This is a genomic window from Microbacterium sp. CFH 31415 (assembly GCF_022538185.1).
In the GTDB taxonomy this organism is placed as follows: domain Bacteria; phylum Actinomycetota; class Actinomycetes; order Actinomycetales; family Microbacteriaceae; genus Microbacterium.
In genome coordinates this window covers 193,641-217,323 of the sequence record NZ_JAKYXC010000005.1, presented here as the reverse complement: position 1 = coordinate 217,323, position 23,683 = coordinate 193,641, and the positions used below count along the sequence as shown (strand labels likewise).

Annotated in this window: 23 protein-coding genes; 12 read left to right on the top strand and 11 right to left on the bottom strand. The window is 69.2% G+C overall.

The features are described from left to right. Positions 1 to 5 precede the first annotated feature (5 nt). Positions 6 to 1,553: a hypothetical protein gene (locus tag MK786_RS07670; RefSeq protein WP_241111631.1), complete on the top strand. Its 1,548-nt coding sequence runs from the start codon at positions 6 to 8 to the stop codon at positions 1,551 to 1,553. Between the two features lie 9 nt (positions 1,554 to 1,562). Here MK786_RS07670 and MK786_RS07665 read toward each other — a convergent pair whose 3' ends face one another. Continuing rightward, complete coding sequence (locus MK786_RS07665; RefSeq protein ID WP_241111630.1) at positions 1,563 to 2,606, bottom strand: LacI family DNA-binding transcriptional regulator; 1,044 nt, start codon at positions 2,604 to 2,606, stop codon at positions 1,563 to 1,565. Positions 2,607 to 2,685: 79 nt separating this feature from the next. Between MK786_RS07665 and MK786_RS07660 the strand changes: the two genes are divergently transcribed. The 5 genes from MK786_RS07660 (at position 2,686) to MK786_RS07640 (ending at position 8,860) form a co-directional block, all read left to right on the top strand. Further along, entirely contained in the window at positions 2,686 to 3,915 is a 1,230-nt protein-coding gene (locus MK786_RS07660; RefSeq protein WP_241111629.1) for an MFS transporter, read from the top strand. Between the two features lie 34 nt (positions 3,916 to 3,949). Next, on the top strand, positions 3,950 to 4,645 hold the full coding sequence (gene nucS, locus MK786_RS07655) for an endonuclease NucS (RefSeq protein ID WP_241111628.1): 696 nt from the start codon (positions 3,950 to 3,952) through the stop codon (positions 4,643 to 4,645). Between the two features lie 170 nt (positions 4,646 to 4,815). Then, positions 4,816 to 5,499 carry an HAD hydrolase-like protein gene (locus MK786_RS07650; protein ID WP_241111627.1) on the top strand — a complete coding sequence of 228 codons (684 nt, stop codon included), beginning with the start codon at positions 4,816 to 4,818 and terminating at the stop codon, positions 5,497 to 5,499. Further along, complete coding sequence (locus MK786_RS07645; RefSeq protein ID WP_241111626.1) at positions 5,492 to 6,757, top strand: hypothetical protein; 1,266 nt, start codon at positions 5,492 to 5,494, stop codon at positions 6,755 to 6,757. Before MK786_RS07650 ends, MK786_RS07645 begins: the two co-directional genes overlap by 8 nt. 27 nt (positions 6,758 to 6,784) lie before the next feature. Further along, the gene (locus tag MK786_RS07640; RefSeq protein ID WP_241111625.1) at positions 6,785 to 8,860 is read left to right on the top strand and encodes a bifunctional lysylphosphatidylglycerol flippase/synthetase MprF; all 2,076 of its coding nucleotides are present in this window, start codon (positions 6,785 to 6,787) and stop codon (positions 8,858 to 8,860) included. Positions 8,861 to 8,991: 131 nt separating this feature from the next. Here MK786_RS07640 and MK786_RS07635 read toward each other — a convergent pair whose 3' ends face one another. After that, positions 8,992 to 9,198, bottom strand: coding sequence for a cold-shock protein (locus MK786_RS07635; protein WP_191765018.1), 207 nt, complete (start codon positions 9,196 to 9,198; stop codon positions 8,992 to 8,994). 374 nt (positions 9,199 to 9,572) lie between these two features. Here MK786_RS07635 and MK786_RS07630 point away from each other — a divergent pair, with 374 nt between their 5' ends. Together MK786_RS07630 and MK786_RS07625 are read left to right on the top strand one after the other, a co-directional pair. Continuing rightward, positions 9,573 to 10,211: a GntR family transcriptional regulator gene (locus tag MK786_RS07630; RefSeq protein WP_241111624.1), complete on the top strand. Its 639-nt coding sequence runs from the start codon at positions 9,573 to 9,575 to the stop codon at positions 10,209 to 10,211. Between the two features lie 27 nt (positions 10,212 to 10,238). Beyond that, positions 10,239 to 10,724, top strand: coding sequence for a GNAT family N-acetyltransferase (locus MK786_RS07625; RefSeq protein WP_241111623.1), 486 nt, complete (start codon positions 10,239 to 10,241; stop codon positions 10,722 to 10,724). 46 nt (positions 10,725 to 10,770) lie between these two features. Here MK786_RS07625 and MK786_RS07620 read toward each other — a convergent pair whose 3' ends face one another. Then, positions 10,771 to 11,061 carry a metal-sensitive transcriptional regulator gene (locus MK786_RS07620; RefSeq protein WP_241111622.1) on the bottom strand — a complete coding sequence of 97 codons (291 nt, stop codon included), beginning with the start codon at positions 11,059 to 11,061 and terminating at the stop codon, positions 10,771 to 10,773. Between the two features lie 288 nt (positions 11,062 to 11,349). Between MK786_RS07620 and MK786_RS07610 the strand changes: the two genes are divergently transcribed. Beyond that, the gene (locus MK786_RS07610; protein WP_241111620.1) at positions 11,350 to 11,712 is read left to right on the top strand and encodes a co-chaperone YbbN; all 363 of its coding nucleotides are present in this window, start codon (positions 11,350 to 11,352) and stop codon (positions 11,710 to 11,712) included. Between the two features lie 181 nt (positions 11,713 to 11,893). Here MK786_RS07610 and MK786_RS07605 read toward each other — a convergent pair whose 3' ends face one another. Beyond that, positions 11,894 to 12,556: a type 1 glutamine amidotransferase domain-containing protein gene (locus tag MK786_RS07605; protein WP_374200445.1), complete on the bottom strand. Its 663-nt coding sequence runs from the start codon at positions 12,554 to 12,556 to the stop codon at positions 11,894 to 11,896. A gap of 99 nt (positions 12,557 to 12,655) precedes the next feature. Between MK786_RS07605 and MK786_RS07600 the strand changes: the two genes are divergently transcribed. Next, entirely contained in the window at positions 12,656 to 13,585 is a 930-nt protein-coding gene (locus tag MK786_RS07600) for a LysR family transcriptional regulator (RefSeq protein ID WP_241111619.1), read from the top strand. A 91-nt stretch (positions 13,586 to 13,676) separates the two neighbouring features. Here MK786_RS07600 and MK786_RS07595 read toward each other — a convergent pair whose 3' ends face one another. After that, complete coding sequence (locus tag MK786_RS07595; RefSeq protein ID WP_241111618.1) at positions 13,677 to 14,882, bottom strand: MFS transporter; 1,206 nt, start codon at positions 14,880 to 14,882, stop codon at positions 13,677 to 13,679. Between the two features lie 110 nt (positions 14,883 to 14,992). Between MK786_RS07595 and MK786_RS07590 the strand changes: the two genes are divergently transcribed. Continuing rightward, positions 14,993 to 15,451: a MarR family transcriptional regulator gene (locus tag MK786_RS07590; RefSeq protein ID WP_241111617.1), complete on the top strand. Its 459-nt coding sequence runs from the start codon at positions 14,993 to 14,995 to the stop codon at positions 15,449 to 15,451. 35 nt (positions 15,452 to 15,486) lie between these two features. Here the strand turns inward: MK786_RS07590 and MK786_RS07585 are convergent, their stop codons facing one another. Both MK786_RS07585 and MK786_RS07580 read right to left on the bottom strand, forming a co-directional pair. Continuing rightward, positions 15,487 to 16,035, bottom strand: a complete 549-nt coding sequence (locus MK786_RS07585) for a hypothetical protein (RefSeq protein ID WP_241111616.1) — start codon at positions 16,033 to 16,035, stop codon at positions 15,487 to 15,489. Positions 16,036 to 16,052: 17 nt separating this feature from the next. Then, on the bottom strand, positions 16,053 to 17,141 hold the full coding sequence (locus MK786_RS07580; protein ID WP_241111615.1) for a zinc-binding dehydrogenase: 1,089 nt from the start codon (positions 17,139 to 17,141) through the stop codon (positions 16,053 to 16,055). Between the two features lie 115 nt (positions 17,142 to 17,256). On the opposite strand from MK786_RS07580, the gene glpK reads away from it, so the two are divergent. Continuing rightward, positions 17,257 to 18,756, top strand: coding sequence for a glycerol kinase GlpK (glpK, locus tag MK786_RS07575; RefSeq protein WP_241111614.1), 1,500 nt, complete (start codon positions 17,257 to 17,259; stop codon positions 18,754 to 18,756). Positions 18,757 to 18,971: 215 nt separating this feature from the next. Here the strand turns inward: glpK and MK786_RS07570 are convergent, their stop codons facing one another. Genes MK786_RS07570 through MK786_RS07555 form a run of 4 tightly spaced genes read right to left on the bottom strand, consistent with a single transcriptional unit; the run spans position 18,972 to position 23,534 of the window. Next, positions 18,972 to 19,766 (bottom strand): SDR family NAD(P)-dependent oxidoreductase, encoded by a 795-nt coding sequence (locus MK786_RS07570; protein ID WP_241111613.1) that lies wholly within the window; start codon positions 19,764 to 19,766, stop codon positions 18,972 to 18,974. Between the two features lie 53 nt (positions 19,767 to 19,819). After that, positions 19,820 to 20,818 carry an ABC transporter permease gene (locus MK786_RS07565; protein WP_241111612.1) on the bottom strand — a complete coding sequence of 333 codons (999 nt, stop codon included), beginning with the start codon at positions 20,816 to 20,818 and terminating at the stop codon, positions 19,820 to 19,822. A gap of 17 nt (positions 20,819 to 20,835) precedes the next feature. Next, the gene (locus MK786_RS07560) at positions 20,836 to 22,392 is read right to left on the bottom strand and encodes a sugar ABC transporter ATP-binding protein (RefSeq protein ID WP_241111611.1); all 1,557 of its coding nucleotides are present in this window, start codon (positions 22,390 to 22,392) and stop codon (positions 20,836 to 20,838) included. Next, positions 22,392 to 23,534 (bottom strand): sugar ABC transporter substrate-binding protein, encoded by a 1,143-nt coding sequence (locus tag MK786_RS07555; protein ID WP_241111610.1) that lies wholly within the window; start codon positions 23,532 to 23,534, stop codon positions 22,392 to 22,394. Before MK786_RS07555 ends, MK786_RS07560 begins: the two co-directional genes overlap by 1 nt. Between the last annotated feature and the right edge of the window lie 149 nt (positions 23,535 to 23,683).

The following is a 23,683-nucleotide window of genomic DNA, read 5'->3' as shown; positions in this document are numbered from 1 at the left end:
GACCCGTGGCCGTCGATCCCGCCGTGACGCGCGCAGCACGCTGGCCGCGCGAGATGCTGGGCGCCCTCGCGGCACTCGCGATCGCGATCGCGGTCACCGCTGCGGTCGCCGCGGGGCCGAGGTCGGTTCTGCTGTTCCGCGACGGCGACTCGCTCGTCACGACGCTCGTGGCCCGCTCCATCGCCGTCGGTCAGCCGCAGGACTGGGCGATGTCGACGGTGCTCTTCCTGCCCGAGAGCGCCCTCGTCGTGCTGCTCTCCCTGCTCGGGCTGGGCATCGCCGGCACGCTCGTCACCGCCGCGATCGTCACGCTGCTCGCGCTGTACGGAGCGCTGCGGCTCGCCGCCGGCGCCGCCGGCGCGGAGCGCGCGCCGATCGCGGGGGCCCTTCTCGCGCTGTCGGGGGTCGGGCTGCTCGCGATCACCGAGTCGTCGCCGAGCCGGGATGCGCTCGAGCCGGCATCGCTTCTGCTGACGACGACGTACTACAGCGCGACCGTGATCGCCTCGGTGGTGGCGGTCGGACTCGTGCGACGCGCGCTCGATCGGCCGGGACGCAGCGGACCGGCCTGGGTGCTGGCGGCCGTGGGCGCGGCATCCGTCCTCACCAATCCGCTGTTCGCGGCGTGGGCGGTCGTTCCCGTGGTGGCCGTGCTGGCCGTCGTCGCGTGGCGCGGTGGCACGTCGCGGCGCCGGACCGCGGTGTGGCTGATCGCCGCGCTCGTGGGCGGATCGGTCGCGGGTCTGGTGCTGCGACTGCCGCTCGCCGGGATGATCGCGAACACCGGCGCCGGCTACGCCGATCCGTCGCGCTGGCTCGAGTCGGCCGGCTACTACGCGTTTCTCCTCGGCGAGCGCGCGAGCACCCCGGTCGGCGCGCTCGGGGTGACGCTCGGGTTCGTGCTCTGGGTGTGGTGCGTGTGGGCGTCCGTCCTGCTGGTCCGGCGGGGCGACGTCGGCGCGGCCATCGTGGCGGCGTGCGGGTGGGTGATGCCGGTCATCGTCGTCGTGGGTGCCGTCGTCCTCGGGACGCATGCCGCGCGCTACCTGCAGCCCATCGGGTTCGCGCCCGTGCTCGGCCTCGTGGTCCTGCCCGCGCTGCTGCCGCACCGGACGGCGCGCCCCCTCCGCCTCCCGGTGCTCGCCGGGGCGACGGCCCTTGCGCTGCTGCTCGCGTCGGCCGTCGGCACCCCTCGCCTCGCGTCCGCCGCGAACGCGCCCGATGCCGACCTCGACTGCGTCGTGGAGTGGACGGATGCCGCGTCCCGCACCGGAGCCGGTCAGTTCTGGACGGTCCGGCCGGCCAAGGCGCACCTCGACGACCCGCGGAGCCTCGTGCAGGTGGACCATGAGCTGCGCGGCTACGCGTGGCTCGTCAATCGCGACGACTTCCGGGTCGGGAACGTGTCGTTCCTCGTGATCGACGACCAGTCGGTGCCGTTCGCCCTGCCCGGCGGTGCCTCGCTCGACGACGCCGAGCTGATCGACTGCGGGCGCTACACGATCGCCGACTTCGGCGAACGCAGACTCACGCTCGGCCCGCAGCGGTCCTGACCTGCCCGGTCAGGCGGGTGCGGGGCCCGTCGTGCTGCCCTCGCGGAACTCGCACGTGAAGCTGATCGACGCCGCGCGGTCACCGTCGAGCATCGCGGTCACCGCGCGGCCGGCCGCACGGCCCTTGTCCGCGGCGGGCTGCACGAGCGTCGTCAGCTCGTACGGCGCGAGCCCGTCGACCACGATGCCGTCGAAGCCGGTCACGCTGACGTCCTCGGGAACACGCAGTCCCGCCTCTTCGGCGGCGCGGATCACCCCCGCGGCGAGCAGGTCGCTCTGCGCGATGACGGCGGTCGGCCGCTCGGCGGGGTCGGCGAAGATCAGCCGGCCGGCCGCGAGTCCCTCGTCGATGAAGCTTCCGGCGGCGGCGTACGCCGCGGCATCCGGGAACACGTCCATGGCCCCGGCGAGGCGCTCTCGCGTGACGTCCACCGTGATCGCAGTGCCGTCGAGGATCCAGCCGCCCTCCCAGCCGGCGCGGGCCGGCAGCGCGACGATCGCGACCCGCGTGTGCCCCAGCGAGCGCAGGTGGCTCGCGGCCTGGCGCTGGGCTTCGCGGTTGTCGAGGCCGATGCGGGGCACGTCGTCACCGGCATCCCCCTCGATGACGACGACCGGGATGCCGCGTGCCTTGACGGCATCGAGCGAGCGACGCAGGTGCCCGCTGCATCCGACGAGGACGGCGGCGTCGAGCGGCGCGGTCGTGAGCGACGTGCCGCCGTCCGGCTCGGTGTCGCGCAGCAGCAGGAGGCCGGCGCTGAGCGGCGCGACGCCGTCGGAGAGGCCGTCCATCATGAGCGTCTTGACCGGGTCGAGGAAGGCGGTTCCGAGGTGCTCCTCGAACACGACGCCGACGATGCCGGAGCGGCCGCGGCGCAGCGAGGCGGCCCTCGGATCGGGTCCGGTGTAGCCGAGCGCCGACGCGGCGTCGAGCACGCGGCGGCGCGTGGCGTCGGAGACCTTGGTCTTGCCGCTGAACACGACGGACGCGGTCGACGGCGAGACGCCCGCTTCGCGTGCGACGTCGGCGATGGTGGCTCGGCGCGTGCTCATGTCGGTTCGATGGTACCCGGCGTCAGGACGGGCGTCGAATCGATTCGACAAGCGCAGAGTCGGCCGCTACCGTTGTCGGGTGGATAAGGTTCTCTCGCGCTCTCAGCTGGTCAACTGGCGCACCGCCGTCTTCACGATCTTCCTCGTGACGGGCCTCGGCTTCGCGTCCTGGGCGTCGCGCCTGCCGGCTGTGAAGAGGGACCTCGGCATCGATGACGCCGAGATCGGCATCCTGCTGTTCATCTCCGGTGCTGCGGCGATCGTCGGCCTGTCGATCGCGAACGTGCTCGTCGTGCGGCTCGGCGCCCGCCGCGGCATGTTCCTGACGATCGTCACGTTCTCACTCGGCGTCGCTGTGGTCGGTCTCGGTGTCGAGTTCCTCGCGTCCTACGCCGTAACCGCGATCGGGCTCGCGCTCATGGGCGTGGGCATGAGCGCGACCGACGTCATGATGAACGTCGAGGCGGCCGCGGTGGAGCAGGCCTTCGAGAAGACCCTGATGCCGCTCTTCCACGCCTTCTTCAGCCTGGGCACCGTCGCCGGCGCCGGCATCGGCGTGCTGATGGCCGTCTGGAACGTCGGCGTCGCCTGGCACCTGTGGATCGTCGGCATCCTCGTGCTGATCGCCGGGCTGGCCGCCCTGCGGGCGGTGCCGATCCGCGAGACCATGCACGACGATCCGGCGACGCCCGCCACCCGCCGCGAGCGGCTCGCTGAGCAGCTCGCCGTGTGGCGCGATCCGCGCACGTACGCCATCGGAGCGATCATGCTCGGCATGGCGTTCGCAGAGGGCAGCGCCAACGACTGGCTGACCATCGCGATGGTCGACGGCCACGGCGAGACCGAGGCGGTCGGCGCGATCGCCCTCACCGTCTTCTCGGTGTCGATGACCGTCTTCCGCGTCCTCGGCGGCCCGATCGTCGACCGCATCGGTCGCGTGTGGACGCTCCGCGTCCTCGCCGTGGCCGCCGGCGTCGGACTCATCCTGTTCATCCTCGCGCCGAACCTGCCGATCGCGTTCGTCGGCATCGCCCTGTGGGGTGCAGGAGCGTCGCTCGGCTTCCCGCTGGGCATGTCGGCGGCCGCCGACGATCCGGCCAAGGCCGCGGCATCCGTCTCGGCAGCCGCCACGATCGGCTACCTCGCCTTCCTGTGCGGCCCGCCCGCGCTCGGCTGGATCAGCAACCAGATCGGCATCCTGCCCACGCTGTGGATCATCGTCGGCCTCATCGCGCTCTCGGGTCTCGCGTCGGGCGCTGCCAAGCCGATCGCCGGCTCCAAGCTCGGTGCGGGTCACCCGCACCACTGATCGCAGCGGTCCGGGCGCGGGCTAGGCTCTTCGGGTGCGTCTCGTCATCGCCCGCTGCTCCGTCGACTACACCGGTCGGCTCACCGCGCATCTCCCGCTCGCGACGCGTCTGCTCGTTCATAAGGGCGACGGCAGTCTGCTCGTGCACTCCGACGGCGGTTCGTACAAGCCGCTGAACTGGATGAGTCCGCCGTGCCGCCTGGAGGTGGAGGAGCCGGATGCCGAGTCCGCCGCCGCGGGAGTGCGCGAGTACTGGCGCGTGACGCACGCCAAGACCGGTGACGCGCTGCTCGTGCGCATCTACGAGGTGCTGCACGACACGTCGCACGAGCTCGGCATCGACCCCGGCCTGCAGAAGGACGGCGTCGAGGCCGACCTGCAGCGCCTGCTGGCCGAGCAGGTCGACGTGCTCGGCGACAACCTCACGCTCGTGCGCCGCGAGTTCCCCACGGCGATCGGCCCGGTCGACCTGCTGCTGCGCAATCCCGCCGGCGGCACGATCGCGGTCGAGGTGAAGCGCCGCGGCGACATCGACGGCGTCGAGCAGCTCACGCGCTACCTCGAGCTTCTCGGCCGCGACCCGCACCTCGCCCCCGTGACCGGCGTCTTCGCCGCGCAGGAGATCAAGCCGCAGGCGAAGGTGCTCGCCGCCGACCGCGGCATCCGCTGCGTCACCCTCGACTACGAGGGCATGAAGGGCATCGAGTCCGGCGCCCCCCGCCTGTTCTGACCCGGCGCCCCCGCCCCGCCCGGCGCCCCCCGCCCGGCGCCCCCCGCTCCTACCTGCGCCGCGAGACCGCATCCGTGCACCGAACGTGCTGCCACGGGACGCAGTCTCGGGGCACCGATGCAGTCTCGCGATAGACGAGGGGGAACGCGTCGGCGAATAAGGTGGGAGGCATGCCGAGCCGATCGCCCTGGACCTGTGTGCTGTGGGACGTCGACGGCACGATCGTCGACGCGTCCGACGGCATCCTGCGGCGGCTGACGGTCACCCTCGAGCACTTCGGCAAGCGTCCGCCGACCCGCGCCGAGCTGGTGCACTGGATCGGCCCGCCGATGTACGAGTCGTTCCAGGTCAACGTCGGCATGTCGCCCGCCGAGTCCAGCGAGGCGGTCGCGTTCTACCGCGTGCTCGGCAAAGCCGACGGGTACACGACGGGCGCCAAGCTCTTCGACGGCATCGATGTGCTGATCCGGGATGTCGCGGCAGCCGGCATCCCGCAGGCGACAGCGAGCTCGAAACCCGAGGTGCAGGTCGTCGCCCTGATGGACCACTTCGATCTCTCCACCTCGCTCACCGCGATCGTGGGCGCGACGCCCGACGAGAAGACGCTCAGCGCGAAGTCCGACATCGTGGCGGAGGCCCTGCGGCGTCTCGCTGCGGCCGGGGCCGACACGAGCCGCCCCGTGCTCGTCGGCGACCGGCATCACGACGTCGAGGGCGGGGCGGCCAACGACGTGCCGGTGATCTTCGTGCGCTGGGGCTTCAGCTGGCCGCACGAGGCCGACGGTGCACAGGCCGCGGTCGACGACGTGGCACGGTTGCGCACGCTGCTCCTGTTCGAGGACTCCGATGGCTGAGAGCGTCGGGGCGATCCTCGCGTGGCTGGTGCCCGCGCTGGTCGTGTTCGGCGTGACGGCCATCCTCGTCGCCGTCCTGGCCTGGGGCATCCGCCGTGCCCGCCGTTCTCCCCGCGCTCGCGCGGCAGCCGAGCAGGAGCGCACGCGCGCCGGCGCGACGCTGGTCCGGCTCGACGACGCGGTCGCCGAGCTCGATCTGGAGGTCGGCCTGTCGGGCGCGCTCTACGGGGGCGGGGGGCCGGTCTCGCTGCGCCGGGCGCGCATGACCGCCCAGCATGTGCGCGATGAGTCCTTCGACGAGTACCGCGCGCTGTCGGCGTCCGACGCCGCTCCCGCCGACATCCGCCGCCTCGCCGCGCGCATCGACCGCCGGTCGGCCGACGCCCTCACGGTGATCGCGAGCGCACGAGCCGAGCATGCCGAGTGGGTGCGCGCAAACGTGTCCGCTGCGAGCCAGGTGGCCTCCGCCCGCGAGCGCCTCGCCCAGCTGCGCGCATCGATGGGCGACCCCGCCGCGCTGGTCGGCGATCTCTCGGCTCGCTTCGCCGAGGAGGAGTGGAGGGATGCTTCGCGCGCCGCCCACGCCGCCGCCGCCGCTGCCGACGAGGCGTCTCGCCTGCTCGACGCGGCGGAAGCACGGGCCGCCGACCCGTCGCAGAGCGTCCTCGCCGAGCTCGCCTCCGCCGAGCGGGCCCTGCGGACGGCCGAGGCCGACGCCCGCATCCTCGAGGAGACGCACAGGCTCGTGCTCCAGGCCGCGCAGGCGCTGCCCGGAGAGATCGACGCCGCGTGCACTGCGCTGCGCCAGGCCGGCGTGACGCGCGAGCACCTCGACCCCGGCGACGCCGAGCGGCTCGGTGCGGAGCTGCGCGCGATCGAGTCGGAGCTGACGACGGTGGAAGCGGATGCTGCGCGCCATCCGTCGCGCTCCGTCGACCGCATCGCGCGCCTGCGCGGCCGGCTCGACCTCGCCCTCGGCGACGCACGCACCGCGCAGCAGCGCATCCGCGGAGCGCGCACGGCGCTGCCGGGGACGCTCGCCGCCGCACGCAGCGCCATCGCGCGGGCCGAGGCATCCGTCGCGCACTCCCACGGCGGCGCAGACGCGCGCGCACGCCTGCTCTCCGCCCAGGACGAGCTGGCCCGCGCGCGGCAGGTCGACGACCCGGTCGCCGCGCTCGACGCCGCTCGCCGCGCCCTCCGCCACGCCGAGGATGCGAAGGCCCTCGCCGAGTACTCCCGGCTCGGCGGGCGCTGATCCGGACCCCCTCGCTATCGTGAGGGCATGACCGACGCCGAGTCGCGATCGAGCCGTCCTGTCCTCGCCGTCCTCGCACGGATCCCCGTCACGCTGTCGCTCATCGGCATCGTGCTGCTGGCGGGGATCGTGTGGGGCGGGCTGTGGCGCCCGTTCGGAGACGATCCGCTGTTCGACGCCGTCGCCTACGGTCTGCCGGCGCTGGTCGAAGGACGATGGTGGACGCCGGTCACCGGCACGTTCTTCGTGGACCACCCGATCGTCTACGCCTTCGTGATCCCCAGCTTCGCCGGCCTCGCGTACCTCGAGCACCGCCGCGGCTCGCTCGCCGCACTCGGCTACTTCGGCATCGGCCAGCTCTTCGCGATCTTCGCCAGCGCGCTGTTCCTGTGGGTCGCGTCGGCCCTGCCGTGGCCGTGGGCGCAGATGGAGGCGACGGTGCTCGACGTCGGGCCCTCGGGCGGCACGCTCGCGGGGATCGCGGCGGCAGCCGGCCTGCTGGTCTCGCCGTGGCGCGTGCGTGCGTGGCTCATCGTGCTCGGCTTCTCCTTCGTGACGCTGTTCTTCTGGGGCTCGCTGGCCGACCTCGAGCACGCGTTCGCCGTGCTGCTGGTGCTGTTCGTCGACCGTTCGCTGCGCATCCAGCGCACCACGGTCCGTGAGCAGCGGCTCATCGCGTTCGTGGCGGTGCTGGTGATCCTGGCGGTCGAGGTGCTCACCCTGCTCGTGCCCACCGACGGCCCATTCGGCCACACCCAGGCCGCCGGCGGCTCATTCCTCGACATCGCCCTCGACGTGGTGGTCATCGCGATCCTCGCCAACGGCCTGCGCCGCGGGCGGCGCTGGGCGTGGATCTGGACGATCGTGCTCGCCGTGGTCAACGTGCTCACCGGTGCGCTCATCATCGTGCTCGCGGTCGTGCTGGGGCCGGAGCGCCTCGACGACCAGATCGGCGACTTCAACGTCGCGCTCGCGCAGTCGGCGATGTGGCTCCTGCTCCTCGTGTACCTCGTCTGGGTGCGGCGCGCGTTCCGCGCGCGGCGCAAGAGCACACTCGGCGTGCAGCCGGCGCCCACGCTCGACGACGTCAAGGACGCGCTCCGGGCGCACGGGGGCGGCACCCTGTCGTGGATGACCACGTGGGATGGCAACAGCTACGCCCGCACCGAGTCCGGCGGCATCATCGCCTACCAGCGCCGGGCCGGAGTGGCGATCGTGCTGGCCGACCCGCTCGGGGCCGAGGCATCCCGAACCGCGTCCGTCGCCGAGTTCATCCGCACTGCCGAGCACGCGGGCCTCGTGCCGTGCTTCTTCAGTGCGGGCGAGGCGACGCGCGCAGCCGTGCCCGCCGGTTGGCGCAGCATCGTGGTCGCCGACGACACGATCGTCGACCTTCCCGGCCTCGAGTTCACCGGCAAGCAGTGGAGCGCGGTGCGCACCTCGCTCAACCGGGCCGGACGCGAGGAGATGACGTTCCGCCTGACGCGGCTCGCCGACGAACCGTGGGGCATCCGCCAGCAGCTGCGTGCGATCTCGGAGATGTGGGTGGGTGACAAGGGCCTGCCCGAGATGGGGTTCACGCTCGGCACGCTCGACCAGGCCGAGGACCCCGAGGTGCGGCTCGCGCTGGCCATCTCTCCGCAGGGCGATGTCGACGGCTTCCTGTCGTGGCTGCCCGTCTACGGCGGCGACGGTACGGTGCGCGGGTGGACGCTCGACCTCATGCGGCGGCGCGACGGCGGGTTCGGGCCGGTGATGGAGTTCCTCATCGGCTCCTCCGCTCGCCAGTTCTCCGAGGAGGGCGCCGAGATCATGTCGTTGTCGGGTGCGCCGCTGGCGCACGACTATTCACCGGATGCCGGCGCCATCGCCTCGCTCTCGGACTGGCTGGCCGACTCGCTCGAGCCCGTCTACGGCTTCCAGTCCCTGCATCGCTTCAAGAGCAAGTTCCATCCGCGCTACGAGACCATGTATCTGCTCTTCCGCGACGAAGCCGACCTCACGCGCATCGGCGCGGGGCTGACCCGCGCGTTCCTCCCCGACGCGACGCTGCGTCAGTTCGCGGGTGCGGGGATGGAACTGGTGCGCGGCGACCGCGAGTGACTCAGCGCAAAAGGAAAGCGCCCGGCGATGGCCGGGCGCGTGACTGGGCCGGGGCATCCGCTCTCCGTCCGAGACGGCAGGGAGTGCCGCGGCGCAGCTCCGTGGAAGCCGGACCCGAGGGTCCGGGAGGATCAGATGGGGCGGATGTTCTCCGCCTGCAGGCCCTTGGGGCCCTGGGCGATCTCGAACTCGACCCGCTGGTTCTCCTCGAGGGAGCGGTATCCGCTCGCCGCGATGGCGGTGTAGTGCGCGAAGACGTCTGCGCCACCCTCATCGGGAGCGATGAAGCCGAAGCCCTTCTCCGAGTTGAACCACTTGACGGTGCCCTGCGTGCTCATTACTTGCCGTTCCTTGATGGTGCCCGCGCTGATGCGACGAGTCCCCTCCAACGTAATGGTGTAAGGGGGCGTGTGCGCTAGGGGTTTTCGCGGGCGTGACAGAAATGTTGCAGAGTGCGCGCAGGGAAGCCCGCGAGTCCCATCGGACGCCCGGGCTGAGCAGTGCTCGAAGCCCGGGCGTCGACGGATCCCCCCGGATAGGCCACGCAGAAGCGTGACCCCCACATCGTACCGATATATCGGCTGAACGGCGAGGTCGAAACGGCGGTCCGCACCAGGTCTCGAGGGGCGTTCCCGCACAGGTGAGCGAGCCTCCGCGGAGGTCAGGGAGAGTCCATGCACCTGAATCCGGGCGTCGTACACTGGTCGCCAGCATGTCCGTGCCCCTCGCCCCTCTCGTTCCCCGCGGCACCGTTCTCGGTGACGAGGTCTACGCGCGCCTGGGCGAGGCGATCCTCGACGGCAGCCTCGCGCCCGGCGAGCGCCTGCGCGACCACGATCTGGCGGAGTGGCTGGGGGTGTCGCGCACCCCGGTGCGCGAGGCGCTGCAGCGCCTCGCGCGGGTCGGACTCGTCGAGGTCTCGCCCCACCGCTATACGCGGGTCTCCACCCCCAACAGCAAGGCGCAGGCGGACACCCTCGAGTTCGTGGCCTATCTCATGTGCAACGCCGCCCGCATGGCGATCGTCCACGCGTCCGACGACGTGCTCGACGGCGTCGTCGCCGAGCTCGACGCCGTGATCGAGGCATCCCGTGCCGACGACTATGCCGAGCTCATGCGCACGAGTCATGTCTTCTTCGCCGCACTCACACGCGCCACCGGCAACGTCGCGATCCTGCTGTTCATGCGCGAGGCCGAGCTGGCCATCCGGCGGAACATCGCGACATGGCGACCGACCATCGAGTGTCCTCTCGGCCGGTCCTCGTCATACGAGGAGTTCCGGGATGCCCTCGCCCGGCGCGACGGCGACAGGGCCGAGTCGCTGCTGCGAGAACTCCACGGCCTGACCTGAGTCGGCGGCGCTCGCTACGGTGGTCGTGTGAGCCACATCGAGCTGCGGGACCTCGACGATGACGACCTCGATGCCGTGTTCGAGATGATGCGCGATCCCGAGGGGATCGCGATGGCGGCCTTCACCGCCTCCGACCCCGACGATCGTCCGGCGTTCGACGCGTGGATCGGCCGCCAGCGCTCGAACCCCGACGTCCTTCTGCAGGTCGTGACCGAGAACGGCGGGTTCGCCGGCACCGCCGCCGCCTTCACGATCGACGGCGACCGCGAGGTCAGCTTCTGGATCGCACCGCATGCCCGCGGCCGCGGCGTCGCGACGGCGGCGATGCGTCAGCTCGTGTCGCGCGAGCCGGCTCGTCCGCTCTTCGCGCGCGCTGCGGCCCACAACGTCGGGTCGATCACCGTGCTCACACGGCTCGGCTTCACCGAGGTGTCGCGCAACGTCGACTACGCACCCGGGCTCGGACGCGAGGTCGAGGAGATCGTCTTCACCCTCGTGCCGACGCTGGAATAGCGACGGCGGTCCGAAGGCGGCGCGGCTCCCCGACGGACGCGGTCGATCACGCGAGAGACAGGAAGAGCTTCTCGAGCTCCTCGGGCTGAGTGGCCTCCGCCCCGTCGGGGTCGGTCAGGCACTCGCGCAGGGCGGTGGAGATCACGAGGAAGCCGGCCCGGTCGAGGGCCTTCGAGACGGCGGCGAGCTGCTGCACCACGTCGCGGCAGTGCGCGTCGTTCTCGACGGCGTTGATCACGGCAGCCAGCTGCCCGTGGGCTCGCTTCAGCCGGTTGACGACCTTTCGCTTCGCCTCAGGGTCGTGACCGAGTGCGTCGAGCGCGGCTGCATCATCCATGGAGAACTCCTTCGAATTGACATCCAGCATACTCCCATGGGTATTATGGGGCTACCCACTCCGATACTGGAGGGGGTATACGGACAGGAGAGATCATGTGTCGAGCGACGACGTGTCGCACGTGCGGGAAGACGACGTGGGCCGGCTGCGGTCAGCACGTCGCCACGGTGCGCAAGAGCGTGCCCGCGTCGGAGTGGTGCAACGGCAGCCACACTCGCCAGGAGGTTCACGCCGCACAATCCGAGCGCAGCGGACTCTTCGCGCGCCTCTTCGGACGGTGACCAGGCCATGACGACGACGAATCTGACGACCGAGACGTTCGGCGCCGCAATCCGAGGCGACGGCATCGTGCTCGTCGACTTCTGGGCGGAGTGGTGCGGTCCCTGCCGCGCGTTCGCGCCGGTCTACGAAGCCGCATCCGACCGACACCCCGACATCGCCTTCGCGAAGGTCGACACCGAGGCGCAGGGCGAACTCGCCGCCGCCCACCGCATCACGTCCATCCCCACCCTGATGGTGGTCCGCGACGGCGTGCTCGTCTACAAAGAGCCCGGGGCGCTGCCCGCGGCGCAGCTCGAGCTGCTGATCGAGAAGGCGCGGGAGCTGGACATGGACGACATCCGTCGGCAGATCGCCGAAACCGAGAACTGACCGGAGGCAATTCACATGTGCGCACAGATCACCTGCTCCTCCTGCGGCAAGCCCACCTGGGCCGGCTGCGGCCAGCATGTCGACGAGGCCCTCGCGGGCATTCCCGAAGCCGACCGCTGCACCTGCGCTCGATGACGCGCCTACGTTGTGGGGGTGGCCGCTGTGGTCACCCCCACAACGCTCACGCGAGACGCTCGAGCAGTGTACGCGCGACAGAACCCGACGACTGCGGGTTCTGACCAGTGACGAGGTTGCCGTCGACGACGACGTGGTCGGACCACGGATCAGCGGCCTCGACGACAATTCCACGCTCACGCAGCGTCGACTCGAGCAGCCAGGGCGCGCGGTCGGCAAGCCCGGCCTGAATCTCCTCCGCGTCCGTGAACGCCGCTACCCGTCGTCCTGCGGCCGCCGCGGCGCCATCTTCGCCGGTCGCTGCGAGGAGCGCCGCGAGGCCGTGGCACACCAGGGCCAAGGGCAGATCAGCGTTCAGCGCCTGCGAGATGAGCGCCCCGGAGGCCGCATCCCGCGACAGATCCTCCATCGGACCGTGACCGCCGGGGTAGAACACTGCGTCGTAGGTCGACAGATCCACATCCTCCAGGCGCAAAGGGTCGCTCAGTCCGGCGATGGCTACCAGAGCGCTTCGAATCTCCTCGGCCTCATCACCCAGCGACGCTTCGTCGGCGACGGGCGCTACACCTCCGGGCGTGGCGAAAGCGACCGTGTGGCCGGCCTCCGTCAGCAGACGGTGCGGAATCAGAAGCTCCTCGGCCCAGTAGCCGGTGGGATGGGCGGTGCCGTCCGAGAGGGTCCAGGTGCGTGCAGCGGTGACGACGAACAATACGGCGGACATAGCTTCTCCAATCGTGTGGTCTCGGCCTCGTGGCCGGCATCGGATGAAACCACCGGGCGGCTGCGGCACTTCCGATAGATTGCCGATGTGAGCTATAGCTTTCCTGATGGGTTGGCGCACCTCCCGTTGTGGCGCGCGTTCCTGGCAGTGCACACGACGGGCTCACTGTCCGCCGCGGCCCGGAGCATGGGTGTCACCCAGCCGACGGTGTCGGCGCAGCTGCAGGCGTTGGAGCACCTTGTGGGTGAGCAGTTGTTCCTTCGCGGTGCACGCGGAGTTCTCGCCACGCCTCGCGCGGACGAGCTGGCGGCGCGGATCGCCGGTCCTTTTCACGCGCTCGCATCTGCCCTAGCCGGCGACGAGGATGTGACCGTGCAGCCGGCGGTACGCATCGGTGGAGCCTTGGAGCTGCTGAGCGAAGTGGTCGTCCCCTCGCTCAGCGACGACGTCGCTCGCGGGGTGCGCATACACGTCACACCCGGTCCCACGACTTCGCTCGTCGAGGGCGTGCGGGCCGGCATCCTGGACGCAGCCATCGTCTCTGAGCGTCCTCGCGGTCGATCGGTTCTCGCCCGCCCGTTTGTGGACGAGACGTTCGTCCTGGTCGCCAGCCCCGAGGTCGCGAGAGCAGTCGCCAGCCGTCCCGCCCTGCCCGCGGCGCTGGACACAACCCCGCTCCTGGCATACGCCCCCGACCTTCCGGTGCTGCGACGGTTCTGGCGGCACGTGTTCGGCAGCCGCCTCGAGCGAGAGCCCTCGCTCGTCGTTCCCGACCTTCGCGCACTGCGCGATGCGGCCGTTTCGGGAGCCGGCGCAACGGTCCTGCCGAGCTACCTGTGTCGCGCTGCGTTGAACAGAGGCGACCTGGTGGACCTTTGCCCCACGGACGATCCCCCCATCAACACCCTGTTCACCGTCACCCGACACACAGCCGCTGAGCGCCCGAACGTCCAGCGTGTACTGGGCGTACTCATGGGGCGGGTGAAAGAGGTCATCGCCGACGAAGCCGCCTCGTGAAGCTGACGGACTTCAAGTCAGAGCCGCGGCCTCTCCGGCAGTGCATCCTCCACGGCCTGCGGCTTGGACGAGTTCCGCTGCGGGGAATCGGTCACCGGGTCACCTTGTCCGCGGGGGTGGGGGCGGGGGAGACCGAGACGGTGCGCGTGGAGCGGGCGCGCGCGACGGCGGCGGCGATGACCATGACGACCAGGGCGGACGCGGTGATGGTCGCACCGATCCAGATCGGTGAGGTGTACCCGAGGCCCGCGGCGATACCGACGCCGCCTGCCCATGCGCCGAGGGCGTTGCCGACGTTGAACGCGCCGATGTTGGCGCCCGAGGCGAGGGTGGGCGCTTGCCCGGCGTAGTTCATGATCCGGCTCTGCAGCCCCGGTACGGTTCCGAACCCGAACCCGCCCATGAGGAACAGGGCAACGATGGTCGCGGCGGGCGACTGGGCCGAGATCCCGAACAGGGCGAGGACGACCACGAGCGCGGCGATGAAGAACACCAGTGTGCCGTCGATTGAGCGGTCGGCGAGTTTGCCGCCGAGCCAGTTACCGACTATCAGTCCGGCGCCGAAGAGAACCAGCAGCCAGGGCACGGCGGAGCTGTCGAATCCGCTCACTTCGGTGAGCGTGTAGGCGATGTAGGTGAAAGCTCCGAACATGCCGCCGTAGGCCAGCACGGTCACAAGCAGCGACAGCCACACCTGACCGGAGCGGAAGGCTCGCAGCTCGCCGCGAATGCTGATGCGCTCCTCCGGGCTGTGCAACGTCGGCACCAGGGCGGCGATGCCGATGAACGCGAGGACGCCGATGACCGAGATCGCCCAGAACGTCGAGCGCCAACCCATCTGCTGGCCGAGGAACGTGCCGAAGGGGACGCCGAGCACGTTGGCGGCGGTGAGGCCGGTGAACATGATGGCGATGGCGCCCGCCTTCTTCTCTGCGGGGACCAGGCTGGCCGCGACCACCGAACCAATGCCGAAGAACGCGCCGTGACACAGGGCTGCGATGATGCGGCCAATCATGGCTACGCCGTAGTCCTCGGCGATTGCAGTCAGAACGTTTCCGACGATGAAGAGGACGATGAGGCCGAGCAGCACGGGCTTGCGCGGCAGCTGCGTAGTTGCAGCGGTGAGCACGAGAGCGCCGACGACGACGCTGAGTGCGTAGCCCGAGATCAGCCAGCCCGCAGCGGCCTCAGTGACCCCGAAGTCGGCGGCAACTTCAGGGAGCAGCCCCATGATGACGAACTCGGTGAGGCCGATGCCGAAAGCGCCGATGGCCAGCGCAATCAGTCCAAGTGGCATGACGATTCTCCTGTTAGTATGAGAGTTAGTTGCAGACGCGGGATGTTGCGTCGTGAAAGATATTGTTGCACACGCAAATATAAAGCGCACGCAACTATCGAGGAGGAGCTATGGGCATCGCAGACGACGCTGTCGAGGTGCGGGCGCAAGGGTGGCGCACTCTTGCAGCGCTTCACGCGCAGATCGAGGCGGAACTGGAACGCGCGCTCGGAGTGAGTGGCGTGGACCTCTCCGTCGTGGAGTACACCGTGTTGGACGCGCTCAATCGCCAGGATGGCTGGCATATGCGGATGCAGCAGCTTGCGCGCGCCGCCGCGCTCAGCCCCAGCGCGACGACGCGGTTGGTGAACCGGCTGGAGACGCGCGGGCTACTCACGCGGATCCTATGCGCAGACGACAGACGTGGTATCTACACCGAGCTCACGGAGTCGGGCCGCGAACTGCACGAGCGGGCTCGCCCCATCCACGACCACACTCTGGAGCGGGTATTGGCAGAGGCGGCCGCGCAACCGGAGCTGGCCCCTGTCGTGCGGGCGCTTCACGGGTCCGACGTCACGGCTCCCGTCTGACTGACCTCCCCGCCTGTCCAGCGCCGGGGCGCCGACTACACGCCGCCGTCGTACCTGGCGGAGTTGTCGTAGTAGCCGCTCGGAACGTACGCGCCGACGATCCCGAATTCTTCGTACATCGCAACGATCTTCCGGTTGTCGTCGATAGCGAGGACGGGGGTGATGCCGGCGTCTAGCAGCGCCCGCACCTCGAGGCGCTTGTAGTCCACGGCCATGGTGCTCTCGTCGCTGTCCGCCGGGGGGCGGCAGACAAGCATGTCCCAGCGGACTCCGTGTTGCTTCAGCCATTCGATGGTGGTTTGGGCGATGTCGTCGATGCGCGCAGTCAAGATGACGACGGGCAGATCGGGTCGGATGGCATCGAGCAGCGCAAGTCCGTTCTGAAGCGGCGCATCGGCGCTGACCCCGCCGTAGAAGCCTTCCCAGTTGGGCTCGGCAAGGTGGAGGAAGTGCTGCCGGTGGCCGGCGTCAGCGAGCACACCGTCCAGATCGAAGAGCACGACGGGGCCGCTGAGCGCTACCCGCCCGTGAGCCAGGTGCCAGTTCGGGCGCCGCGTGGCGATGAGCTGCGAGCTGTTCTTCATGGATGCTTCTTTCTCTGTCAGAAGACGACGATGGTGCGCGCGCCGGTGCCGGTGCGCAGGTCGGCGATGCCCTCGTTGATACGGTCCAGCGGGATTCGTTCGCCTACGAGTGCCTCCAACTCGAGCCGACCGTCGAGGTACGCCTGAACAAGCGCCGGTATGTCACGGGAGGGCACGAGGGAACCGGCTCGCACCCCGTGAACGCCCTTCCCCGCGTGAAGGTGCCCGGCGGGGATGCGGATCTCCGCGGTGTCGCCGAATACGCCCACCGCCCAGACCGTCCCGCCGCGCACTGTCAGGTCCAACGCCAAGGACACCAGTGGCGTCAAGCCCACCGCCTCGAACGCGTGGTCGACCCCTCCGTCGGTCAGTGCTCGCACTGCGGCAGCGGCGTCCTCGCGGTCGGAGTTGATGGTGTGGGTGGCACCGAATCTTGTGCGGGCGAGTTCGAGTTTGGCGTCGCTGCGGTCAATGGCGATGACCGTCGCTGCGCCGGCGAGGGACGCACCCTGGCACACGTTGAGCCCGACGCCGCCGCAGCCAATGACGGCAACGTGCTCACCCCGGGCGATCTGAGCGACGGTGCGAGCGGATCCGATGCCCGTCGCGACAGCGCACCCGAGGAGTGCGGCTAGGTCCAAGGGCATCCTCTCGTCGATGGCGGTGACCGCGCTGTGGTGGAGGACCATCTCCTCGGCGTACCCGGCGATGTTCGTCCACTGATGAACCTCACGCCCCGCCAGGCTCAACCGGGGCTCCTCGTCCGTGCCCCGCATCGTCGCCTCGCGGTCCTGGCACATCGCCGGTCTTCCCGCCCGGCACATACGACACACGCCGCACGAGACGACGAAGCAGACCACGACGTGGTCACCGACCCTCACGCCTTCGACCGCCGACCCGGCTTCGACCACCACACCCGAGGCCTCGTGCCCGAGCACGACGGGCATCGGGCGCTGGACCAGGCCGTCGATGACGTGGAGATCTGAGTGGCACAAGCCGACCGCCGCGGTGCGAACGCGAACCTCGTCCGCGCGCAGGTTCGCTGCTGTCTGTACCTCCCGGACGGTGAGATCCTGGCCTGGGGACGTGAGCAACGCTGCTCGCATTGGTCGCTCCTAGAAATTTTTTCGTCGATGCCGCTTGCAATCGAAATTTACTCCCGTACTCTAGGGAGTGCGGAATGATCCGTCAACATCACGAAGAAGTGGGACCTAATCGCCGATGAACGCGACGCATGTCATGGCTCTGGACGCCGGCACCGGAAGTGTGCGCGCCATCCTGTTCGACCGTGAGGGCTGCATCTCCGGCATCGCACAGGAAGAGTTCGCGCAGCACTACCCTCAGCCCGGCTGGGTGGAGCACGACGCTATGGACATCTGGACTGCGCAGTTGCGCGTCGCTCACGAGGTGTTGGAGAAGACGGGTCTGACGGCGGCAGACGTGGCCGCCATCGGCATCACCAATCAGCGTGAGACCATCGTGGTCTGGGACCGCCGGACAGGTGAGCCCATCCACCGAGCGCTGGTGTGGCAGGACGGGCGGACGGCGGACCATTGCGACGATCTGGTCGGTCAGGGGCTGGCGGACCAGGTGCGGGCGGCGACCGGACTGCCCATCGACAAGTATTTCTCCGCCACGAAACTGCGCTGGATCCTCGACAATGTCGAAGGAGCGCGGGAGCGCGCTCAGTCAGGTGAGCTCGCCGCTGGGACCGTCGACTCGTGGCTGATCTGGAAGCTGACCGGCGGTGCGGCTCACGTCACGGACTATTCCAACGCCTCACGCACCCTCGCGTTCAACATCCGTGCCCTGGAATGGGACGACGCATTGCTGTCCATCTTCGACATCCCCCGCGGCATCCTCCCAGAGGTGCGGCCCTCCTCAGAGGTGTACGGCGTCACCGGGGATGAGGCCGGCTTTGACACACCCATCCCTGTTGCAGCCGCCATCGGTGACCAGCAGGGGGCCCTGTTCGGACAGGCGTGCTTCCGCCCCGGGTCGGTGAAGGCCACCTACGGCACCGGTGGCTCCGTGATGATGAACACTGGCACTACCCCGGTGTTCTCGGACGCGGGGCTCATCACCACCATCGCGTGGGGCGTGAACGGTCACGTCGAGTACGCACTCGAGGGCGTCTTCTTCGGCGTCGGCGCCACGGTGAAGTGGTTGCGGGACGAACTGCAGATCATCGACGACGCGGCCGATACGGCTGCCATCGCCGGATCCATCGAGGACACCGGCGGCGTGTACCTGGTCCCTGCCTTCACTGGACTTGCGTCCCCGCACTGGGATCAGCACGCTCGCGCGACGCTGGTCGGCATGACTTCGGGAACAGGACGAGCGCAGATTATCCGCGCCGCGCTGGAGTCCATGAGCTACTCGTACCGCGATGTCATCGATGCTATGACCGCGGAGTCTGGGAATCAGCTGCCCTCACTGCGGGTCGATGGCGGCGCGGCCGCGAACGACTTCCACCTGCAGTTCCAGGCCGACCAGCTCGGTGTGCCTGTTCACCGCCCGGTGGTCACCGAGTCCACGGCTCGGGGCGCGGCGTTCCTCGCCGGTCTGGCCGTCGGGTTCTGGGCGGGGCAGGATGAGTTGGACGGCTCGATTGAGATCGAGCGGACGTTCCAACCGCAGATGGACGAAGCCACCCGCAACCACCTGTATGAGGGGTGGGTTCGGGCGGTCGCCCGCTCACGCGACTGGGTAACTCACTGAGGTAGCGCCCGCAGGCGCCGTAGGGGGCCTTGTGCCCACCCGCATCCGTGGCGCCAGCTGCCGTGACGGCCTCGCGACGCGCGAGCCTGGAACTCGGACGCGCCTCAGCATGCGGCGACCGTTTGCGCGCGGGTCGTGGCGGTGCCCCGGATGCGACAGCTGATGCGACGCGCCCGTGGGCACGCCGCATCAGTCTTGCCGGGGCGGGTCTGGACCTAGAAGATCGCCCGACGCGTTCCGCCGTCGACGCTCAGTGCGGCTCCGGTGGTGGCTGAAGCCTGCTCAGACGACAGGTAGACGACCATGTTCGCGACCTCCTCGGGGGTCGCCGCGCGGCGCAGCAGCTGAGTGGGGCGGTGTTCGCGGACGAAGTCGTCGAGCTGCTCGTTGGGGCTGCGCTTATCCTGCGGGTTCAGTTTCGCCACAAAGTCTGAGACCCCTTCGGAGGCGGTCGGGCCGGGGAGCACGCAGTTCACGGTCACACCGGTGCCGGCGCTGAGCTCTGCGAGGCCTCGTGACAGCGCCAGCTGCGCGGTCTTGGTCAGCCCGTAGTGGATCATCTCCGGCGGTATCTGCAGCGCGGACTCGCTGGAGAGGAAGATCACCCGGCCCCAGCCGCGCTCCTGCATGCCGGCGAGGTACTCGCGGGTGAGTCGGATGCCGCTCATCACGTTCACGGTGAAGAACCGGTACCAGCTCTCGTCAGTGATGTCGAAGAACGACTCGGGCTCGAAGATGCCGACGTTGTTCACCACGATGTCCGGGTCCGAGACCGCCGCCCGCATCGCAGCGACACCTTCGACGGTCGTGACGTCGGCAGACACGCCAGTGAGGTCCGCGTCCGGCACGGCTGCCCGGATCTGGGCGATGGCGGCCTCGACGTTCTCGGCTGTCCTCCCATTGACGATGGTGCGGGCGCCCGCGGCGGCCAGGCCGGCGGCAATGGCGCGTCCGATCCCCTGGGTGGACCCGGTGACGATGGCTGTCTTGCCCGTCAGGTCGATGTTCATTCCTGTGTGCGTCCTCTCTGGTCTGCTGGAAGTTTGATGAGCGGTCCCATTGCCTACGCCTCTTTCTTGAGCCAGCGGGAGACGATGACCGCGATGAGCAGCGCGGTGCCCTCGAAGACCGGCTGAATCCAGAATGGCGCGCCGAGCTGTACCAGGCCGGTCGTTCCGACCTGAACCGTCAGAACCGCGATGACAGTGCCCCAGACGTTGAATACGCCCGGCTGGATAGCGGTAGCCCCGAGGAAGACAGCCGCGTAGGCGGGAAGCAGGAATGGCGCGCCCACGGTGGGGTTGCCGCTGCCGAGGATTCCGGCTTGCACCACCCCAGCCACACCGGCGAGCAGCCCCGCGCTGGTGAACGCCAGCACGGTCAGCCGCTTGACGGGGATACCGCTCAGCGCTGCGGCGTCCTTCGAGCCGCCGATGGCGTACAGGTAGCGGCCCAGCGGAGTGCTGGACAGGAGGTACCACAGACCCACGGCGATGACGCCGGCGTACACGACGGGCTTTGGAATCCCGAAGAAGTCGCCTCGACCGAGGTCAACGAGGCCCTGCGGGATGTTCTCGTAGAAGACGTTTCCCTGCGTGTATGCGCCGATAGCGCCGGTGACGAGGGCGGACATCGCGATGGTCACCACGAACGCATTGACGCCGACGCCTGCGATGAGGAGGCCGTTCACCAGCCCTATTGCACCGCAGATCGCCAGTGAGACGAGGGTGGCAAGCGGCAGCGGCCAGCCGTTCTGTGAGGTGAGCCCTGTCACGAGCACGACCGACAGGCCGAGCACCGCGGCTACGGACAGGTCCAGTTCGCCGACGATCAACGGCAGCAGAAGGCTCAGGCACAGGATGGCCAGCACGGCCTGAAGCGCCAGGGTGGTGGTGAGGTTCGCGACGGTGAAGAACGTGTCCGGTCGCAGTATGGAGAACACGATGATGAACAGGACCAGCAGCGCGGGGAGCGCGATGCGTGCTGCGAAGATCGATACCGGCTCGCGGCGGCCACCGGGAAGCCGGATGGTGCGGCCCTGTTCGGCGGGGTCGAGGGGCACTGTGGCGATGGGAGTGGTCATGATGTTCCTGTCGTGCGGTCGTCGAGGTGGCCGAAGTAGACCAGCTCTGAGATCGCTGCTCGATCCATTTCGTTGTGCGCGATGTCTTCGATGATTCGTCCGTCTCGAAGTACCAGCAGCCGGTCGCACACGCTCAGCATCAGGTCGATCTCTGTCGAGATGAGCAGTACTCCCGCGCCTCCTGCAGCGGCCTTTCGCACGTGCCCGACTATTTCCACGCGGGCTCCGATGTCGACGCCTTGGACGGGCTCGTCGAAGATGATGAGCTTCGGCGTGCGGTTCATCCACCGGGCGATGACGATCTTCTGCTGGTTGCCGCCGGAGAAGTACTTGAACGCCCGGGAAGGCATCGCCGGTCGGACGCCGTAGTCGCGGGTGAGCTGCGCGACGCTTCGACGCTCCGCCGATGCAGAGATACGACCGAGCCTGGTGTACTGCCGCAGCGACGGCAGCGTGATGTTTTCCGCCAGCGACTGGTCGAGCACCCCACCGTCGCGGCGTCGATTCTCGGGAATGAGGGCCACGCCGGCGCGCATGGCGTCTGCGGGCGAGCGGAACTCTTGCGGGGACTCGTCGATTGCGATGACTCCCCCTCGCGGATGCTGCGCGCCGAAAAGCGTGCGGGCAAGTTCGCTTCGACCGGATCCGAGCATGCCGCACAACCCGACGATCTCTCCGCCGTGGACGTCGAACGAAACGTCCGCGAGCGCCTTGCCAGCAAGCCCACGTACGGAGAGCACCTTGCGGGTGCTAACCGCGCGCGCCTCCCGTTCGGCGAGGTCGACTGCCCGGCCCACAATCATGCGCACCAGGTCGGATTCGCGCAGACCGACCGCCTGGACCGTCTCGATCTTGACCCCGTCGCGCAGGACCGTGATCCGGTCGGCAAGCCGGATGATCTCGTCGAGCTTGTGGGACACGTAGACGACGCCGACGCCCTGCGCGGTCACTTCTCGGATGGCGTCGAACAGCAGTTCGGCTTCGGCGTCTGGCAGTGCAGCAGTGGGCTCGTCGAGTACGAGCACCCGGGCGCCTGCCTCCGCTGAGCTGAGGGCGCGAGCGATGGCGACGATGGTCTGGACCGCGATGGGCAGCCGCCACATCGGCACGTCCACGTCAATGTGCCCGCACCCGAGCTTGCTCAGCTCCGCTCGGGCGTGTGCCCGGGTCTTCTTCCAAGGGATCTGCGCGAGGATCCCTGTCTCGTATCGGCGGGCGATGGCGAAGTTCTCGGCGACAGACAGCGTGGGAATGAGCCCCAGGTCCTGGTGGACGAAGACCAGACCCAGTCGTGCTGCCTCGCTTGTCGTGAGCGGCAGGGCGATGGAGCGCCCGTCGAGCTCCACCGCTCCCCCGGGGTCGGGAACGTAGAACCCGGCGAGGCACTTGATGAGGGTGGACTTGCCGGAACCGTTCTCACCGATGAGTGCGTGCACTTCACCGGCGCGCACGTCCAGGTCCACGTCGTTGAGCGCGAGTTGTCCGGTGAAGCTCTTCGAGAGCCCCCGCACCGCTAGTACGGTGCGGGGGTCCTCGGAGACGTGGTCGGTCATTAGTCCAGGCCCCACGCGGCCCGGTACTCGGCCACAGCGTCGAAGTCGCCGTCCCAGGCCTGCCCGTCGGTGGCGGCGTTGTCCTCGGTGATGAGCTTTCCAACGAGGCCCTGTTCGGCCGGTTCTTGGCCGCCGAGGAGCCGGTTGATGTTGTCGATGTGGCCATAGCCGGCGCGCAGGAACGCGAACCCGACGCACGCGGTCTGGTAGCCACCTTCCGCGATGCTCGTGGCGTTGGCGACGTCGCAGTCCACGGACAGGCCCTGTGCTTTGGTCGGATCCGCCAGACCAGCGGGCAGCAGTCCCTGTGTCACGACAGCATTCAGCGCGGCATCGAAGCCGAGGAACAAGGTGTTGTAGTCCGGGTGCTGCTTGATGGTCTGGACGACCTGGTTCGGGAGGGTAGTGGCGATGTCTGCGGCAAGGTGCTTGCCCTGGAAGAGGACCTCGCACCCGGCGCCAGCGGCACTGCAATCGTCGATGAACTGCACGAATCCGGCAACGCGTTCCTTGACGGTGGCGAACTCCTGGTCTTCGAAGATGATGGCCTTGACCGGCTGCTGATAGCGCTCCTGGGCGGTGACGAATGCCTGCTGCCCGAGAAGGTAGCCGGCGTCGAAGTTCGCCTCGAGCTCGGGAACGACGGCCTGGTAGAGGTCGTCGGCGTTTCCGGCCATGTTGGCGACGACCACGATGCCAGCGTCGCGCGCGGCCTGCACATCTGCGCGAATGGCTCCGGCGTCGATGGAGGTCAACAGGATGGCGTCCGTGCCGGTGGCGATGGCTCGCTGCACCGCAGCGGACGCACCGCCCTGCCCGGTCGACGGGTCATCGATGGTTGCCGACCAGCCGAGCTCCTCAGCGGCGTCCTGTGCGGACCGGGCCGGACGCGCACAGCCTTCCACCGCCATCGAGCACGGGATGATGGTGACGCTGACGTCCGATGCCGGTGCCGGGCCGCCGGCAGGAACGGGGGCAGTCTCGGGCGTCTGCGGTGCCGACGCTTCCGTGACAGCTGTCTGAGCGGTCTCGGTGAACGCTGCAACGTCTGAGTCGGAGGCGCCTGCCGAGGACCCTGCTTCGGCGCCGCCGCCCGCGCATCCGGCCAACGTCAGCGCGACACCGACGGCGCCGACTCCCACCAGGATGGCGCGTGCGCGCGCGTGTACGTAAGTGAACATCATCGTTCCTTTGCTTCCGGCCGGGACCGTCGGCTGTGACGATCTCGGGAATTTTCGGGCACAGCCAGTATTCACTAGAAGTTTCTTCTATCGCAAGGTGCCGTGCGATA